Here is a 17,128-nt window from a genome sequence, read left to right as displayed (position 1 = left end):
TGCGAGTTAGCTGTCAGTATCGCGGTCCCTGCGCCGCAGGTAGCGCTCGAACTCGGCGGCGATCGCGTCTCCGCTCGCCTCAGGCAGCTCGGCGGCGTCCTTGCGCTCCTCCAGCTCCTTGACGTACTCGGCCACCTCGGTGTCCTGGGAGGCCAGCTCGTCGACGCCGTGCTCCCAGGCGCGGGCCTCCTCGTCGAGGTCGCCCAGCGGCATCGGGATCTCGAGCACGTCCTCGAGCCGGCGCAGCAGCGCCAGCGTGGCCTTCGGGTTGGGCGGCTGCGCCACGTAGTGCGGCACCGACGCCCACAGCGAGATCGCCTTCAGGCCCGCCTCGCCGAACTCGTGCTGCAGCACCCCCACGATGCCCGTCGGGCCCTCGTAGCGGCTCAGCTCCAGCCCGGTCGAGCCGGCCAGCTCCTCGTCGGTGGCGCCGCCCAGGATCGGCACGGGACGGGTGTGCGGCGAGTCGTTGAGCAGCGCGCCCAGCATCACCGCCAGATCGACGCCCACCGCCCGGCAGACCTTGATGATGTCGGCGCAGAACGAGCGCCAGCGCATGTTCGGCTCGATGCCGCGCAGCAGCACCACGTCGCGCTCGCTGCCCGGCGGACGCGCGTGGAGCAGCCGCGTGGTCGGCCACGAGATGGACCTGGTCAGCCCGTCGCCCATCTCCACGACGGGACGGGTGACCTGGAAGTCGTAGTAGTCGTCGGGGTCGAGCGCGACCAGAGGCTCGGCCTTCCAGGCGGATTCGAGATGCGCGATCACACCGCTGGACGCCTCGCCCGCGTCGTTCCACCCTTCGAACGCGGCTATGAGCACCGGGTCGACGAGCTCGGGGAGCCCTTCGGGTTCGATCACGTGTCGCCTCCTCTCTCCGCCATCGCGCTAAGCCTATGCGTTGTGACGGCTTTCGCGTCACCGATCTCGCCGTGAGCGGATCCGGGCGCTTCGCGGGCAGGTCCCGTCGCCCGCGAAGCCCGGCGGGAGCGGGCTTTCAGCGCCCGCCGAGGGTCGTGTGGACGATCAGCACGTCGACCGCGTCCCCCTGCTCGGCGGCCGCCACGACGTCGCGCGCGCCGGTCGCGGCGGCCAGGTCCGCCGCCTTGGAGACGGCGCGGAGGCGGAGCCGTCGGTGCCGACCAGGACGGTGCGACAGGTCATCGGAGCTCCTGTTGGACGTGCCATGCAATAGGTGTCGCACCTTAGCGCCCCGGCCGCAGCCGATAAGCTCTACGCCATGAGCAGCTCGCCGTCCTTCCGCGAAGTGTTGTCCCAGCGAGTGATCGTCGCCGACGGGGCCATGGGGACGATGTTGCAGGCGCAGGATCCGACCCTCGACGACTTCGAGGGCCACGAGGGCTGCAACGAGGTGCTGAACGTCACCCGGCCCGACATCGTGCGCGGTGTCCACGACGCCTACTTCGCAGTGGGCGTCGACTGCGTCGAGACCAACACCTTCGGCGCGAACATGGCCGCCCTGGGCGAGTACGACATCGCCGACCGCGTCTTCGAGTACTCCGAGGCGGGCGCCCGCATCGCCCGCGAGCGCGCCGACCACTGGTCCACCCCCGAGCAGCCGCGCTTCGTGCTCGGCTCGATGGGCCCCGGCACCAAGCTGCCCACGCTCGGGCACATGCCGTACGAGAGCCTGCGCGACGCCTACCGCGACAACGCGGCGGGGCTGATCGCCGGCGGCGCCGACGCGCTGATCATCGAGACCTGCCAGGACCTCCTCCAGGTCAAGGCCGCCGTCATCGGCGCCAAGCGGGCCGTCGGCGACTCCGGCCGCGACGTGCCGATCATCGCCCAGGTCACCATCGAGACCAACGGCGCGATGCTGCTCGGCTCCGAGATCGGCGCCGCGCTCACCGCGATCGAGCCCCTCGGCGTCGACCTGATCGGCCTCAACTGCGCCACCGGGCCCGCCGAGATGAGCGAGCACCTGCGCTACCTGGCCCGCCACTCCAGGCTCCGGCTGTCGTGCATGCCGAACGCGGGCCTGCCCGTTCTGACGTCCGACGGGGCCTATTACCCGCTGAGCGCGGGTGAGCTGGCCGACGCCCACGACACCTTCACCCGCGACTACGGCCTGTCGCTCGTGGGCGGCTGCTGCGGCACCACCCCCGAGCACCTGCGCCAGGTGGTCGAGCGGGTGCGCGGCAGGCAGACGGCCGCGCGCCGCCCCCACCCGGAGCCCGGCGCGTCCTCGCTCTACCAGACCGTCCCCTTCCGGCAGGACACCGCGTACCTGGCGATCGGCGAGCGCTGCAACACCAACGGCTCCAAGGCCTTCCGCGAGGCGATGCTGGAAGGCCGCTGGGACGACTGCGTCGAGACGGCCCGCGACCAGGCCCGCGACGGCGCCCACATGCTCGACCTGTGCGTCGACTACGTGGGCCGCGACGGCGTGGCCGACATGAAGGAGCTGGCCTTCCGCCTGGCCACCGCCTCCACCCTGCCGATCATGCTCGACTCGACCGAGTCCGAGGTGCTGCGGGCCGGCCTGGAGATGCTGGGCGGTCGCGCGGTGGTCAACTCCGTCAACTACGAGGACGGCCGCGGCCCCGGCTCCCGTTTCCACAAGACGATGACCGCCGTCCGCGAGCACGGCGCGGCCGTCGTGGTCATGTGCATCGACGAGAACGGCCAGGCCCGCACCGCCGCCGAGAAGGCCCGGATCGCCGGCGAGACCATCGACGACCTGGTGGCCAACTGGGGGATGCAGGTCTCCGACATCATCGTCGACTGCCTGACCTTCACCATCGCCACCGGCATGGAGGAGAGCCGCCGCGACGGCCTGGAGACCATCGAGGGCATCCGCGAGCTCAAGCGCCGTTACCCCGAGGTGCAGACCACGCTGGGCCTGTCGAACATCTCCTTCGGCATCAACCCGGCCGCCCGCATGGTGCTGAACTCGGTCTTCCTCAACGAGTGCGTCAACGCCGGCCTCGACTCGGCGATCGTGCACGCCTCGAAGATCCTGCCGATGTCGCGCATCCCCGACGAGCAGCGCCAGGTCGCCCTCGACATGATCTACGACAGGCGCCGCGACGGCTACGACCCGCTGCAGCGCTTCATCGAGCTGTTCCAGGGCGTCGACACGGCGGCGCTGCGCGCCGGCAAGGCCGAGGAGCTGGCGGCGCTGCCGCTGTGGGAGCGGCTCAAGCGGCGCGTCATCGACGGCGAGCGCAAGGGCCTGGAGGCCGATCTGGACGACGCGCTCGCCCAGCGGCCCGCCCTCGAGATCATCAACGACGTGCTGCTCGACGGCATGAAGACGGTCGGCGAGCTGTTCGGCTCCGGCCAGATGCAGCTGCCGTTCGTGCTGCAGTCGGCCGAGGTGATGAAGAGCGCCGTCGCCTACCTCGAGCCGTACATGGACCGCGTCGAGGGCGACTCCAAGGGCCGCATCGTGCTGGCCACCGTCAAGGGCGACGTGCACGACATCGGCAAGAACCTGGTCGACATCATCCTGTCCAACAACGGCTACCAGGTGGTCAACCTCGGCATCAAGCAGCCGGTCTCGGCCATCCTGGAGGCGGCCGATGAGCAGAGGGCCGACGTCATCGGCATGTCGGGGCTGCTGGTGAAGTCCACCGTGGTGATGAAGGAGAACCTGGAGGAGATGAACTCCAGGGGCCTGTCGCAGCGCTACCCGGTGCTGCTCGGCGGTGCCGCGCTGACCCGCGCCTACGTCGAGCAGGATCTCGCCGAGCTGTTCGAGGGCGAGGTCCGCTACGCCCGCGACGCGTTCGAGGGCCTGCGGCTGATGGACTCCTTCATGGCGGTCAAGCGCGGCGTGGCGGGGGCGACCCTGCCGCCGCTGCGCGAGCGGCGCGTCAAGTCCGGCGCGGTGCTGCAGCGCACCCCGGTCGAGGAGCTGCCGTCCCGTTCCGACGTGTCCGCGACCAACCCGGTGCCCGTGGCGCCCTTCCACGGCGACCGCGTCGTCAAGGGCATCCCGCTGGCCGAGTACGCCGCCTTCCTCGACGAGCGCGCGCTGTTCCTCGGCCAGTGGGGGCTCAAGCCCACCAGGGGCGGCGACGGCCCCGGCTACGACGAGCTGGTCGAGACCGAGGGCCGCCCGAGGCTGCGCATGTGGCTCGACCGGATCCAGACCGAGGGCCTGCTGGAGGCGGCCGTCGTCTACGGCTACTTCCCGTGTGTCAGCAAGGGTGACTCGTTGATCATCCTCGACGAGAGTGGCGGCGAGCGCACCCGCTTCACCTTCCCGCGTCAGCGCCGCGACCGCCACCTGTGCCTGTCCGACTTCTTCCGGGCGAAGGACTCCGGCGAGGTGGACGTGGTCGGTTTCCAGGTGGCGACCATGGGCGGCAAGATCGCCGAGGCGACGGCCGAGCTGTTCGCCAAGGACGCCTACCGCGACTACCTGGAACTGCACGGCCTGTCGGTGCAGCTCACCGAGGCGCTGGCCGAGTACTGGCACGCCAGAGTCCGCTCCGAGTGGGGCATCGGCGGCGGCGAGTCGCTCGACGACATGCTGAAGGTCAACATCCAGGGCTGCCGTTACTCCTTCGGCTACCCGGCCTGCCCCAACCTGGAGGACCAGGTTCAGCTGTTCGAGCTGCTCGACCCGGCGCGCATCGGCGTCACGCTGTCGGAGGAGTTCCAGCTCCACCCGGAGCAGGCCACCTCCGCGCTGGTCGCGCACCATCCCGAAGCCAAGTACTTCAACGTCTGACACACCCCCGTCGCGCGCAGTTCGTCCGATATCGGGGAGAATGTACGTCCGCGGACGAACCGATCGGGGGATGCATGCAAGCGGTCTTCTTCGACATGGACGGCCTGCTCGTCGACAGCGAGAAGGTCTGGCTCGAGGTCGAGACGGAGGTCATGGCCCGGCTGGGCGGCACCTGGTCGCCCGCCCACCAGGCCAACCTGGTGGGCGGCTCCATGGACAGCACGGTCGCGTACATGCTCGCCGCCTCCGGCTCCACGGCCCCGGCGCAGGCGGTCAGCGACTGGATGGCCGAGGGCATGGTGGCCCGCCTGTCCGACGGCGTCCGCGTGATGCCCGGCGCCTCGGAACTGCTCGACGCCCTGCGCGCCGAGAAAGTCCCGGTCGGGCTGGTGACCTCGTCGTTCAGGGAGATCGCCGAGGCCGTGCTGAAGGGCTTCGGCGGTGACCGCTTCGACATCGTCGTCACGGGCGACGACGTGCGGCGTCCCAAGCCCGACCCTGAGCCGTACCTGACAGCCTCCGACCTGCTGGGAGTGGAGCCGGTACGCTGCGTCGTCCTCGAGGACTCACCCAACGGCGTCGCGGCGGCGACGGCGGCGGGCTGCGCTGTCGTGGCCGTCCCGAGCCTGCTGCCCGTCGAGCCGGGCCCGCGCCGTCTGGTGGTCGGATCGCTGACCGAGGTCGGCGTGCCCGACCTGCGAGCCCTGGCGGCGTGAGGATCCCCTAGGGGGAAAGCCGTTCTCGCGGAGGAGGGAAGCCGCCGCGCGCGTGCCAGGATGGAGACGTAGCCAAGAGGAGGGGCAACCTGAATGAGTTTCAACGACATCGCGTGGTTGCCGCTGTGCATCGGCGTGACCGCTGTGGGGCTGGTGTTCAGCTTCCTGGCGTTCCGCCGCAGGGGAGCGGCGGCCGGGATGCGCATGACGGCGTGGGCGCTACTGCCCGCCGCCGCCTACCTCACGGGCGCGTTGCAGGCGCTGTGGACGATCGGGTCCACCGCCGTGGGGTTCGTGACCAGCCTGATCCTCAGCCCCGCCGTCTGGGCGGGCGTCGCGCTGGCCGGACTGTCGGCGGTGCTGTTCGTCGTGTCCGGGGTCGTCCGCGGCAGGAAGCTGGCCAAGGCCGGCGAAGGTGGCAAGACGGGCGGCAAGAGGACGGCCGCACCGGAGGCCGCGCCCGGCGCCCAGCAGGCCCCGGCGGCCGCGCAGGCGCCAGGAAGACCCGCGGTCTCGGCGGGCAAGGAGCGCAAGAGCGACGACGACTTCTCCGATATCGAGGACATCCTCAAGCGCCGAGGTATCAGTTGAAGCGACGTGTGTCACAGTTCCGAGACTGAACCGGAACTGGTCGTAGACATTCATCTGAAGATCGATACAAATAAGTTTCTGGTCAATCACAGTTAAGCCACATCGGGCCCTGAGGGACTAGTCATAGCAGCTCAAGGCATAGATTCTGCCTCCTGAGGCCGCGACTCGCGGTCATCCGCACGGGCGCATTACCCTGACCGGGATATCGCCTGACAGACGATGTCGTCTGGAATCCAGGGGGCTACTGGCATGACCGCACCGCTCGATGTTCCGGGCTCGGCCGTTGAGGCCGGTCCTGAGACCGTTCTGGAGGGCGCGGGCGCCACAGCCATCCGGGGCCGCTCGCTCGGCCAGATCGCGTGGATGCGCCTCAGGCGCGACCGCGTCGCCATGATCGGCGGGATCGTGATCCTGCTGCTGATCCTGGCCGCGATCTTCGCCCCGCTGCTGGTGTCGTGGCTCGGCCACCCGCCGGCCGAGTGGCACCGCGACAAGGTCGACCCGAGCATCGGCTCGCCGATCGGCACGTTCGGCGGCATGAGCTGGGACTACCTGTTCGGTGTCGAACCCACCACAGGCCGCGACCTGTTCAGCCGCATCCTGTACGGCGCCCGCATCTCCCTGCTGATCGCCTTCCTCGCGACGCTGCTGTGCGTCGTGCTCGGCACCGTGCTCGGCATGATCGCGGGCTTCTTCGGCGGCTGGATCGACACGGTCATCAGCCGGCTGATGGACATCTTCCTGGCCTTCCCGCTGCTGGTGTTCGCGCTGGCGCTGGGCGGGGTGATCCCCGACAAGGCGTTCGGCCTGTCGGGCGACACACTCAGGATCAGCCTGCTCGTTTTCATCATCGGCTTCTTCAACTGGCCCTACATCGGGCGGATCATCCGCGGCCAGACCCTCTCCCTGCGCGAACGGGAGTTCGTCGACGCCGCAAGGAGCCTGGGCGCGCGCAACCACGTGGTCCTGTTCAAGGAGATCCTGCCCAACCTGCTGGCGCCGATCCTGGTCTACTCGACGCTGCTCATCCCGTCGAACATCCTGTTCGAGGCCGCGCTGTCGTTCCTCGGCGTGGGTGTGCGGCCGCCGACCCCGACGTGGGGAGGCATGCTGGCGGAGGCGGTCCACAACTACGACGTGGCGCCCAACTTCATGCTCTTCCCCGGTCTCGCGATCTTCATCACCGTGCTGGCCTTCAACCTGCTCGGTGACGGTCTCAGGGACGCCTTCGACCCCAAGGCCCGATGACCTCGTGAGTTTTCCGCAAGTTCTGGACTCCTACCTACAAGGGGTGTGCTAGGCCGATGAAGATAAGATCAACGGCGTCGGCGGTCGCCATGACCGCCGCTCTCGCCCTGGTCGTCTCCGCGTGTGGCGGTGGCGGCGGCGGCAAGAAGAGCAGCGCTGGCAACGCCGAGGCGCCCGCCAGCCAGTTCAACGCCGGCGTGACGCAGATCGTCAACCCGTCCGACAAGGTCGGCGGCACGCTCCACATGGGCATGCCCGGTGACTTCGACTCGGTCGACCCCGGCGACATGTACTACGGCTACGCGTGGAACTTCGCCCGCCTGTACACGCGGGCGCTGACCATGTTCAAGCCGGTGCCGGGCGAGGAGGGCCTCCAGCTCGTCGGCGACCTGGCCGAGGACCTGGGCAAGTCCAGCGACGGCGGCAAGACCTGGACGTACAAGCTGCGCAAGGGCGTCAAGTTCGAGGACGGCACCCCGGTGACGTCCAAGGACGTGAAGTACGGCGTGGCCCGCTCGCTGGACAAGGAAGTCCTGCCCAGCGGCCCGACCTACTTCAACGACTGGCTCGACGTCGGCAGCTACACCGGCCCGTACAAGATGAAGGGCAAGCTCGACGACCTCAAGGCCATCGAGACGCCCGACGACCAGACGATCGTCTTCCACCTGAAGAAGGCGTACGGCGGTTTCGACTACTTCGCCATGCTCCCGCAGACGGCCCCCGTGCCCGAGGCCAAGGACACCGGCTCGAAGTACAAGGAGCACCCGGTCGCCACCGGCCCGTACATGTTCAAGGCGCACGAGCTCGGTAAGCGCATCGAGCTGGTCAAGAACCCCAACTGGGACCCGGCCACCGACCCGAACCGCAAGCAGCTCAACGACTCCGTCGAGGTGCTGCTCGGCCAGAACGAGGACGACCTCGACCAGCGCCTGCTGTCCGGCAAGATCGACGTCAAGGTCAACAGCACCGGTGTCGCGGCCAACGCCCGCAAGACGGTCCTGACCGAGGACAAGCGCAAGCAGTACTCCGACTCGGCGCCGATCGACCGCACCTGGTTCACCAACCTCAACTCCGACGTGCCGCCGCTCGACAACATCCACTGCCGCAAGGCCGTGCTGTACGCGGCTGACCGCTCCGCCATCCAGGGCGTCTACGGCGGCCCCGAGGCCGGTGGCGACATCGCCCTCAGCCTCATGCCCGCCAAGATGACCGGCTACCAGAAGATCGACCCCTACGGCGTCGAGGCCACCCCGACAGGCAACGTCGACAAGGCCAGGGAGGAGCTGAAGGCCTGCGGCCAGCCCAACGGCTTCAGCACCACGATCTCCTTCCGCAACGAGCGCTCCGCCGAGAAGCAGACCGCCGAGGCGCTGCAGCAGTCGCTCGCCCGCGTCGGCATCAAGCTCGAGGTCAAGGGCTTCCCGCAGGGTGACTACTTCAAGCTGTACGCCGGCAAGCCGGACTTCGCCAAGAAGAACGGCCTGGGCCTGATGGTCTACGGCTGGGGCGCCGACTACCCCGAGGGCTTCGGCTTCTTCCAGCAGATCGTCGACAGCCGCGTCATCCGCAGCGCCGGTAACACCAACCTCGGCGTCAAGGACCCGGAGATCGACAAGCTGATCGACCAGGCGGCGGGCGAGCAGGACGCCACCAAGCGCAACGCGATCTGGGCCCAGGTGGACGCGAAGGTGATGGACGACGCGTTCATCCTGCCCTACGTCTGGGCGCACGGCCTGTTCTACCGGCCGCCTACGCTGAAGAACGTCTTCGTCAGCCAGAACTGGGGCATGTACGAGTTCCTCACGCTGAGCACCCAGTAACCCGGTCCGGGAATCCCTCCGGAACGCTCGTCGAAAGCAGGTGAAGGCTTCGGCGGCCGGGCCCACAAGGCCCGGCCGCCATGGCCGAGATCAGTGGTCACATACATCATCAGACGGTTGATAGCGGCCGTCATGCTGCTCTTCGTGGTGAGCATCGCGACGTTCGCCATCTTCTTTCTCGTTCCTCGGTTCGCCGGGATGTCCGCTGACGACCTCGCTTCCCGGTACGTGGGCAAAGCGGCCAACGACCAGATCATCCACGAAACAGCGATCAAGCTGGGGTTCAACGACCCCGTCATCGTCCAGTACGGCCGGTTCGTGAAGGGCATCTTCGTAGGCGTCGACAGGAACTACGGCCCGGGTGTCGAGCACTGCCCGGCGCCCTGCTTCGGCTACTCCTACGTCACCCAGAACCCGGTGCTGCCGGACCTGCTCGATCGCCTGCCCATCACGCTCTCGCTCGCGCTCGGCGCGGCCGTGGTGTGGGTGGTGTTCGGCGTGTCGACCGGCGTGATCTCCGCGCTTCGGCGCGGCAGCTTCTTCGACCGTTTCTCCATGGGCATCGCCCTCGCGGGCGTGTCGCTGCCCATCTTCTTCACCGGCATCGTGTCACTGGCGATCTTCCGCGACCAGCTCGGCTGGGTCGGTGACGTCGCCGACTGGGTGCCGTTCACCGAGGACCCGCTCACCTGGGCCAACAACCTCATCCTCCCGTGGGTGACATTGGCGTTCCTGTACGCCGCCGGGTACGCACGGCTCACCCGGGCGGGCATGCTGGAAACCATGTCCGACGACTACATCCGCACGGCCCGCGCCAAGGGCCTGTCGGAGAGCATGGTGGTGCTGAAACACGGCCTGCGGGCCACGCTCACCCCCGTGCTCACCATGTTCGGCCTGGACCTGGGTCTGCTGCTCGGCGGCGCGGTGCTGACCGAGAGCACGTTCTCGCTGCCCGGCATCGGCAAGTACGCCGTCGACGCCATCAGCAACAACGACCTTCCCCAGGTGATGGGCGTCACGCTGGTCGCGGCGACCTTCATCATCCTGGCCAACCTGATCGTCGACCTGCTCTACGCGGTCGTGGACCCGAGGGTGAGGCTGGCGTGAGCGAGAACGTCTTCCTGGACGTCAAGGACCTGAAAATCCACTTCCCGACCGACGACGGCCTGGTCAAGTCCGTCGACGGGCTGACGTTCAGCCTGGAGCGCGGCAAGACGCTCGGCATCGTCGGCGAGTCGGGGTCCGGAAAGTCCGTCACCAGCCTCGGCATCCTCGGCCTGCACAAGGGCAGGGGCGCCAACATCTCCGGCGAGATCTGGCTCGACGGCGAGGAGCTCGTCGGCGCCTCGCAGGAGCACGTGCGCGGGCTGCGCGGCAAGAAGATGGCGATGATCTTCCAGGACCCGCTGTCGTCCATGCACCCCTTCTACACGGTGGGCGACCAGATCATCGAGGCCTACCGCATCCACCACAAGGTCTCCAAGGCCGTCGCCAAGAAGCACGCCGTCGACATGCTCGGCCGCGTCGGCATCCCCGAGCCCCAGCGCCGCGTCGACTCCTACCCGCACGAGTTCTCCGGCGGCATGCGCCAGCGGGCCATGATCGCCATGGCGCTGTCGTGCGACCCCGAACTGCTCATCGCCGACGAGCCGACCACCGCGCTCGACGTCACCGTGCAGGCCCAGATCCTCGACCTGATGGTCGACCTGCAGCGCGAGTTCAACTCGGCGCTGATCATCATCACCCACGACCTGGGCGTGGTCGCCGAGCTGTCCGACGACATCCTCGTCATGTACGCGGGCAAGTGCATCGAGTACGGCTCCACCGACGACATCTTCTACCGTCCCGAGCACCCCTACACGTGGGGTCTACTGGGATCGATGCCCCGCCTCGACCGGGAGCCCACCGAACGGCTGCTGCCGATCAAGGGCACCCCGCCGTCCCTGATCAACGTGCCGCCGGGCTGCGCCTTCCACCCCCGCTGCCCCTACGCCGAGCTGAGCGGCGACCAGGCCAAGACCGAGGTGCCCGCGCTGGCCGACACCGGCGGCGGCCACCTGGTGCGCTGCCACCTGAACAGGACGGAGCGGCGCAAGCTGTGGGAGAACGAGATCAAGCCAGTGCTGGAGACACAGTGACCGCCGACAAAGTGATCGACACTGAGCCGCTGCTGTCCGTGCAGCACCTGGAGAAGCACTTCCCGGTGACCAAGGGCCTGCTCAAGAGGCAGGTCGGCGCCGTCAAGGCGGTCGACGGGATCAGCTTCGACGTGTTCAAGGGCGAGACGCTCGGCCTGGTGGGAGAGTCGGGCTGCGGCAAGTCCACCACCGGACGCCTGGTCACCCGGCTCCTGGAGCCGACCGCAGGCAAGATCCTCTTCGAGGGCGCCGACATCACCCACATGAGCCAGGGCAGGCTCAGGCCGCTCCGCCGCGACATGCAGATGATCTTCCAGGACCCGTACTCGTCGCTCAACCCTCGCCACACTGTCGGCACCATCGTCGGCGCGCCGTTCCGCATCCAGGGCGTGCAGACCGAGGGCGGCGTCAAGAAGGCCGTCCAGGAGATCCTCGAACTGGTCGGGCTCAACCCCGAGCACTACAACCGCTACCCGCACGAGTTCTCCGGCGGCCAGCGCCAGCGCATCGGCATCGCCCGCACCCTCGCGCTCAAGCCCAAGCTGATCATCGCCGACGAGCCGGTCTCCGCGCTGGACGTGTCCATCCAGGCCCAGGTCGTCAACCTGCTGGAAGACCTGCAGAACGAGCTGGACCTCACCTACGTGGTGATCGCCCACGACCTGTCGGTCGTGCGGCACATCAGCGACCGGGTCGCCGTCATGTACCTCGGCAAGATCGTGGAGATCGCCGACCGGAAGAGCCTCTACGGCTCGCCCATGCACCCCTACACCAACGCCCTGCTGTCGGCCGTGCCCGTGCCCGACCCCAGAGCGCGCGCCGGGCGTGAACGCATCCGCCTGACCGGGGACGTGCCGAGCCCGCTCAACCCGCCGCCCGCCTGCCGCTTCCACACCCGCTGCTGGAAGGCCCAGGAGGTCTGCAAGACGGTCGAGCCGCCGCTGGAGCAGCTCGCCAGCGGCCACAGCGTCGCCTGCCACTTCCCGGAGAACGCCCCCGACGTGCCGGCCGCCGCCGGCGAGCAGCCGGTCACGGCCTGACACCGCCACAGGCGGGGCACGTTGTCCTGAGGGCCGCGCCCCGCCGGAACGCGGGCGACGCGCGCCCTCAGGACAGCGCGCCCGGCGTGATCAGCCCGGTCTCGTAGGCCAGCACCACCGCCTGGACGCGGTCGCGCAGCCCCAGCTTGGTGAGCACGTTGCCCACGTGCGTCTTCACGGTCGTCTCGCTCACCACCAGCTTGGCCGCGATCTCCGCGTTGGACATGCCCTTGGCGATCAGCCGCAGCACCTCCAGCTCGCGCTCGGTCAGCCGGTCGAGCCGCGCCGGAGTCGCCTCCTCATAGGACGAGGGCAGCCGCTTGGCGAACCGGTCGAGCAGCCGCCTGGTCACGCTCGGCGCCACGATCGCGTCGCCCCCGGCCACCACCCGGATCGCCTGTACCAGCTCGTCGGGCGGCACGTCCTTCAGCAGGAACCCGGACGCCCCGGACCGCAGCGCCTCCACGATGTACTCGTCCAGGTCGAACGTCGTCAGCACCAGCACCTTCGGCACGTGCGCCGAGGGCGCGGCCTCGCGCACGATCCGCCGGGTCGCCTCGATGCCGTCGACGCCCGGCATCCGGATGTCCATCAGCACCACGTCGGGCAGCAGCGCCCGCGTCTGCTCCTGGGCGTCCTTGCCGTCGCCCGCCTGGCCCACCACCGTGATGTCGGGCTCGGCCTCGAGAATCAGGCGGAATCCGGTACGCAGCAGCGGCTGGTCGTCCACCAGCAGCACCCTGATCGTCATTGTCCGCCCTTCAACGGGAACCTCGCCCGCACCTCGAAACCGCCCTCCGCCCTCGGGCCGATGTTCAGGATTCCACCATAGAGGGCCACACGCTCCCGAATGCCCACCAAACCATGCCCTGGCTGCTCGGACAGGGCCGTCGCGCCCAGCCCGTCGTCCTCGACCCTGACGTCCAGCTCACGCGGCTCGTGCCGGACGGTCACCACCGCCTCGGCCCCCGCGCCCGCGTGCCGCAGGGTGTTCGTCAGCCCCTCCTGCACCAGCCGGTACGCGGCCAGATCGACGCCCGCCGGCACCGGCCGCGGCTCGCCCTCGACCGACAGTCGGGTGGCCAGACCAGCCTCCCGCATCTGCTCCACCAGCGTGGGCAGATCCTGCATGCCCGGCTGCGGCCCCAGTTCGGCGCGGGCGTCGGTGCGCAGCACGCCGACGATGTTGCGCATCTCGCTCATCGCCATCCGGCCCGTGTGCTCGATCGCCGACAGCGCCTCCCGCGCCAGCTCCGGATCGGACGCCAGCACCTTGCGCGCCGCCGCCGCCTGCACCGTCATCACGCTGACGTGGTGGGCGACCACGTCGTGCAGCTCGCGGGCGATCCTGGACCGCTCCTCCGCCCGCGCCGCCCGCGTGTCGGCTGCGTGCGCCCGCTCCGCCCTGGCCGCGCGGTCCTTCAGCTCGTCGAGGTAGGCGCGGCGCAGCCGCAGGCTCCGCCCGGCCCCCCAGATCGCCACCAGCACCACCGCCACGACCACGTGGTCGCTCCAGCCGACCGTCGGCAGCGCGAACAGCACCGCCTGCGACGCGTAGACGGTCAGCGACAGCAGCAGCGCCCCCAGCGCCACCGCCAGCCCCCGGTAGGACGCCACCGAGTACAACAGCACCATTCCCGCCAATCCGGCCACGCCCGCGCCGTACCCGAACGCCGACAGCAGCCCCTCGGGCAGCATCCCGGCGCACAGCCCCGCCAGCGGCCAGCGTCTGCGCACCGCCACCGGCGCGCACGTCAGCACGACGAGCACGGCGCCGAACGGGTCGAGGTCGCGCAGCATGTCGCTGGGCAGCCCCTGCGCCTGAAGCGTCGCGGGGTCGTAGACGAGCAGCAGCGCGAGCGACCCCGCGGCCAGCACCACGGCGAGAACCGTGTCGTGGAGCAAGGCTCGGTCGGTGCGCACGGGAACACTGTAGGCCCAGGTGAAAGCCCGAAACCTCCTACTACGGGAGGAAACCGCTCCGGCTGTCCGGCCGGAGCCGGGCTCACAGCTCGTCGGTGGCCGCCCGCCGGTTGCTGCGCACCGTATCGCCGGGCTGCCGGTCGGGCACCGGCGGCGGCGTGCCTCCGAACTCCGGGCAGAGCGCCTGATGGTCGCACCAGTCGCACAGCCGGCTCGGTCGCGCCCGCCACTCGCCCGTCTCCAGCGATCGCTCGATCGCCGCCCACAGCGCCCGCACCTTGCGCTCGGTGGCCAGCAGATCGGCCTCGTCGGGCGCGTACCGCAACACCTCGCCGGCGCCGCCGAGATACACCAGCTGCAGCAGCCTCGGCACCTGGCCGCGCAGCCGCCACAGCACCAGCGCGTAGAACTTCATCTGAAACAGCGCCTTGGCCTCGAAGTCGCGGCCCGGCGCGCTGCCCGTCTTGTAGTCGACCACCCGCACCTCGCCGGTCGCCGCCACGTCGATCCGGTCGACGTAGCCGCGCAGCATCAGCCCGCCGTCGAGCACCGCCTCCACGTACAGCTCGCGCTCGGCCGGCTCCAGCCGGGTCGGATCCTCCAGCGTGAAGTAGCGCCGCAGCATCTGCCGCGCCTGCTCCAGCCACTCGGCCTGCTCGGCGTCGTCGGCGAACATCTCCGCGTAGTGCGGGTCGTCGGTCAGCAGCCGCTGCCACTGCGGATCGAGCAGGTCGAGGGCCGCCTCCACCGAACGCCGCGGCGCGGGCAGGTCGTAGAGCCGCTCCAGCACCGCGTGCACCACCGTGCCCCGCACCGCCGCCTGCGACGGTTTCTCCGGCAACTGGTCGACCACGCGGAAGCGGTACAGCAGGGGGCAGGTCATGAAGTCGCCCGCCCGGGAGGGGGAGAGGGCTCCGATGATCACCGGATCGGTCAACGTCATGCACCGCACTCTAGGTCAAGTCCCCGACAGAATAAGGCTCGCGCAAGCGGTATCACGTGATCTGGCGCGTAGCATCAAGGGCAGGAACGGCACGTAGCGGACGTCGAGGAGTGCGGTGAGCGAGCAGAGCCCGCGGCAGGAGTTCTCCGGCATACGGATGGGGAGGCCGTTCGGCATCCCCGTCTACGTGTCGTGGACGTGGTTCATCGTCGCGGCCTTCATCACCTGGACGTTCGGCCCTCAGGTGCTCGACAGGCTGCCCGGCCTCGACACCGTCGCCGCCTACGCCGTCGCGTTCGTCTTCGCCGTGCTGCTCTACGTCTCGGTGCTGCTGCACGAACTGGCCCACAGCGTCCTGGCCAAGTGGTTCGGCCTGCCGGTCCGCCGGATCACCCTCTACCTGCTCGGCGGCGTGTCCGAGATCGAGCAGGAGCCGCCGACGCCGGGCAAGGAGTTCCTGGTCGCCGCCGCCGGCCCGGTGTTGTCGCTCGGCCTGGGCGGGCTGGGCCTGCTGGCCGACATCTTCGTCGTCAACGGCGGCGGCATCGCCGAGGTGCTGGTGTGGCAGCTGTGGGTGGCCAACCTCATCGTCGGCGTCTTCAACCTGCTGCCCGGCCTGCCGCTCGACGGCGGGCGGATGCTGCGCGCCGGGGTGTGGAAGCTCACCAGCAACCCGGGCTCGGGCACGGTCGCCGCGGCGTGGGGCGGCAGGGGGCTGGCCGTGCTCCTGGTCGCCCTCCCGATCGCCATGTCCCTGATGAGCGGGCAGGAGGTCGACTTCGGCAACCTGGTCTGGCCGCTGGTGCTGGCGTCCTTCATCTGGCTCGGCGCCACCCAGTCGCTGCGGATGGCCCGCATCCGTGCCAGGATCCCGCAGGTCAACGCCCGCGCCCTGGCTCGCAGGGCGATCCCCGTCACCGCCGAGACGCCGCTGTCGGAGGCGCTGCGCCGGGCCGCCGAGAGCAGGGCGGGCGCCATCGTGGTGGTCGACCACGAGGGGCGTCCCGTCGCCATCGTCCACGAGGCCGCCGTGCAGGCCACCCCCGAGCACCGCCGCCCCTGGGTGGACGTCGGCTCGATGGCCAAGGCGCTCGAACCCTCGCTCGTGCTGGCCGCCGACCTGGAGGGCGAGCCGCTGATCGACGCCATGCGCGAGGCCCCGGCGGGGGAGTACCTGCTGGTGGAGCGCGGCGGCGAGATCTACGGCGTGCTGGCCACCGCCGACGTCAACCGGGTGTTCAGCGGGGTCTGAGTTGTCCCCCTTGAAGTTGTCCCCCTCGAATAACCGGCGGGCCCCGGCTAGGGTCATGGCCAGTGAGCGGGCCGCCTGCCCGGTGGCGCGATCACACCCCGGCGATTCGAGCATCCGACTGCTGACCGATAGTGTTCGCTTGGGTCAAACTTGCACAGTTGACGGGTTGATCGTGGTCCACCGGTTCACCGAATCGAGACAAGTGGGCCGCGACACCGGCGCGTCGCCTGGGTATGCGTATGGCTGGTGGCCAAGCACGGCAGTGCGGGTGCCGTAATATCGCCGGGCTTCCGGGGAGGAGAGTTGAGTGACCGAGCGCAGCGAGGGCACCAATGAGCGCAGCACGGTCGTTCTGAGGGAGGGCTCATGACGGACCGGGGCTTCGAAGTGGTCCGCCCGCTTCCTGGCGATGGGCTGCTCGCCTACCAGGGCGGGCTGCTGCTGGTGTGCGACGCGGCCGAGGCCGCCGCCACCGACCTGCTCGAGGCGCTGCGCGAGACGGCCGCCTCCGGCGGCGACGGCAGGGCACTGGCCAGGCGCGCCGCCCAGGTGCTCGCCGCGAACATGGCGGGCGACCCCGCCACCTGCGCGGTCGCGGGCCCGGTCGGCGCCGGCGTGGCCGTGCTCGTCAGCGGCTCGGCCGCCGCGACGATCAGCACCGCGTCCGGCGACACCCACCTCGCCGGCAGCGACTCACTGACCTGGGCCGACCGGCTCGTCACCGGGCCCGTCGAGCGGGTGGAGCTGAGCCT

14 protein-coding genes and 1 pseudogene are annotated in these 17,128 nt (G+C 69.6%); 10 read left to right on the top strand and 5 right to left on the bottom strand.

Annotation, left to right across the window (positions count from 1 at the left end):
* Nucleotides 1-6: 6 nt before the first annotated feature.
* Nucleotides 7-861, bottom strand: a complete 855-nt coding sequence (locus ABZ297_RS32655; RefSeq protein ID WP_355354232.1) for a PAC2 family protein — start codon at nucleotides 859-861, stop codon at nucleotides 7-9.
* Nucleotides 862-997: 136 nt separating this feature from the next.
* Nucleotides 998-1,192: a hypothetical protein gene (locus tag ABZ297_RS32650; RefSeq protein ID WP_355354229.1), complete on the bottom strand. Its 195-nt coding sequence runs from the start codon at nucleotides 1,190-1,192 to the stop codon at nucleotides 998-1,000.
* Between the two features lie 48 nt (nucleotides 1,193-1,240).
* Here ABZ297_RS32650 and metH point away from each other — a divergent pair, with 48 nt between their 5' ends.
* From metH to ABZ297_RS32610, 8 genes are all read left to right on the top strand, one after another.
* Nucleotides 1,241-4,705, top strand: coding sequence for a methionine synthase (gene metH, locus ABZ297_RS32645; protein ID WP_355354226.1), 3,465 nt, complete (start codon nucleotides 1,241-1,243; stop codon nucleotides 4,703-4,705).
* A 74-nt stretch (nucleotides 4,706-4,779) separates the two neighbouring features.
* A complete protein-coding gene (locus ABZ297_RS32640) occupies nucleotides 4,780-5,421 on the top strand; it encodes an HAD family phosphatase (protein WP_355354223.1) in 642 nt (213 codons plus the stop codon).
* A gap of 93 nt (nucleotides 5,422-5,514) precedes the next feature.
* Complete coding sequence (locus tag ABZ297_RS32635; RefSeq protein WP_355354220.1) at nucleotides 5,515-6,012, top strand: cellulose synthase; 498 nt, start codon at nucleotides 5,515-5,517, stop codon at nucleotides 6,010-6,012.
* Between the two features lie 249 nt (nucleotides 6,013-6,261).
* Nucleotides 6,262-7,260 carry an ABC transporter permease gene (locus ABZ297_RS32630; RefSeq protein WP_355354217.1) on the top strand — a complete coding sequence of 333 codons (999 nt, stop codon included), beginning with the start codon at nucleotides 6,262-6,264 and terminating at the stop codon, nucleotides 7,258-7,260.
* 56 nt (nucleotides 7,261-7,316) lie between these two features.
* Nucleotides 7,317-9,080: an ABC transporter substrate-binding protein gene (locus tag ABZ297_RS32625; protein WP_355354214.1), complete on the top strand. Its 1,764-nt coding sequence runs from the start codon at nucleotides 7,317-7,319 to the stop codon at nucleotides 9,078-9,080.
* Nucleotides 9,081-9,173: 93 nt separating this feature from the next.
* A complete protein-coding gene (locus ABZ297_RS32620) occupies nucleotides 9,174-10,187 on the top strand; it encodes an ABC transporter permease (RefSeq protein ID WP_355354211.1) in 1,014 nt (337 codons plus the stop codon).
* Nucleotides 10,184-11,218, top strand: a complete 1,035-nt coding sequence (locus ABZ297_RS32615) for an ABC transporter ATP-binding protein (RefSeq protein WP_355354208.1) — start codon at nucleotides 10,184-10,186, stop codon at nucleotides 11,216-11,218. The genes ABZ297_RS32620 and ABZ297_RS32615 overlap by 4 nt, the downstream gene beginning before the upstream one ends.
* Entirely contained in the window at nucleotides 11,215-12,258 is a 1,044-nt protein-coding gene (locus tag ABZ297_RS32610) for a dipeptide ABC transporter ATP-binding protein (RefSeq protein WP_355354205.1), read from the top strand. The genes ABZ297_RS32615 and ABZ297_RS32610 overlap by 4 nt, the downstream gene beginning before the upstream one ends.
* A 67-nt stretch (nucleotides 12,259-12,325) precedes the next feature.
* Here ABZ297_RS32610 and ABZ297_RS32605 read toward each other — a convergent pair whose 3' ends face one another.
* The 3 genes from ABZ297_RS32605 to ABZ297_RS32595 all read right to left on the bottom strand — a co-directional run bounded on the left by ABZ297_RS32605 (nucleotide 12,326) and on the right by ABZ297_RS32595 (nucleotide 15,124).
* Complete coding sequence (locus ABZ297_RS32605; protein WP_355354202.1) at nucleotides 12,326-13,009, bottom strand: response regulator transcription factor; 684 nt, start codon at nucleotides 13,007-13,009, stop codon at nucleotides 12,326-12,328.
* Nucleotides 13,006-14,181 (bottom strand): sensor histidine kinase, encoded by a 1,176-nt coding sequence (locus ABZ297_RS32600; RefSeq protein ID WP_355354199.1) that lies wholly within the window; start codon nucleotides 14,179-14,181, stop codon nucleotides 13,006-13,008. The genes ABZ297_RS32605 and ABZ297_RS32600 overlap by 4 nt, the downstream gene beginning before the upstream one ends.
* Nucleotides 14,182-14,263: 82 nt before the next feature.
* Nucleotides 14,264-15,124, bottom strand: a complete 861-nt coding sequence (locus ABZ297_RS32595; RefSeq protein WP_355354196.1) for a RecB family exonuclease — start codon at nucleotides 15,122-15,124, stop codon at nucleotides 14,264-14,266.
* Nucleotides 15,125-15,281: 157 nt separating this feature from the next.
* Between ABZ297_RS32595 and ABZ297_RS32590 the strand changes: the two genes are divergently transcribed.
* Nucleotides 15,282-16,376, top strand: a complete 1,095-nt coding sequence (locus ABZ297_RS32590) for a site-2 protease family protein (RefSeq protein WP_355354288.1) — start codon at nucleotides 15,282-15,284, stop codon at nucleotides 16,374-16,376.
* A gap of 366 nt (nucleotides 16,377-16,742) precedes the next feature.
* Nucleotides 16,743-17,128, top strand: a pseudogene (locus ABZ297_RS32585) (hypothetical protein); the annotation flags it as partial.

The sequence above is a fragment of the Nonomuraea sp. NPDC005983 genome, assembly GCF_040614375.1.
Lineage (GTDB): Bacteria > Actinomycetota > Actinomycetes > Streptosporangiales > Streptosporangiaceae > Nonomuraea.
This window is presented reverse-complemented; position numbering and strand designations above follow the sequence as displayed.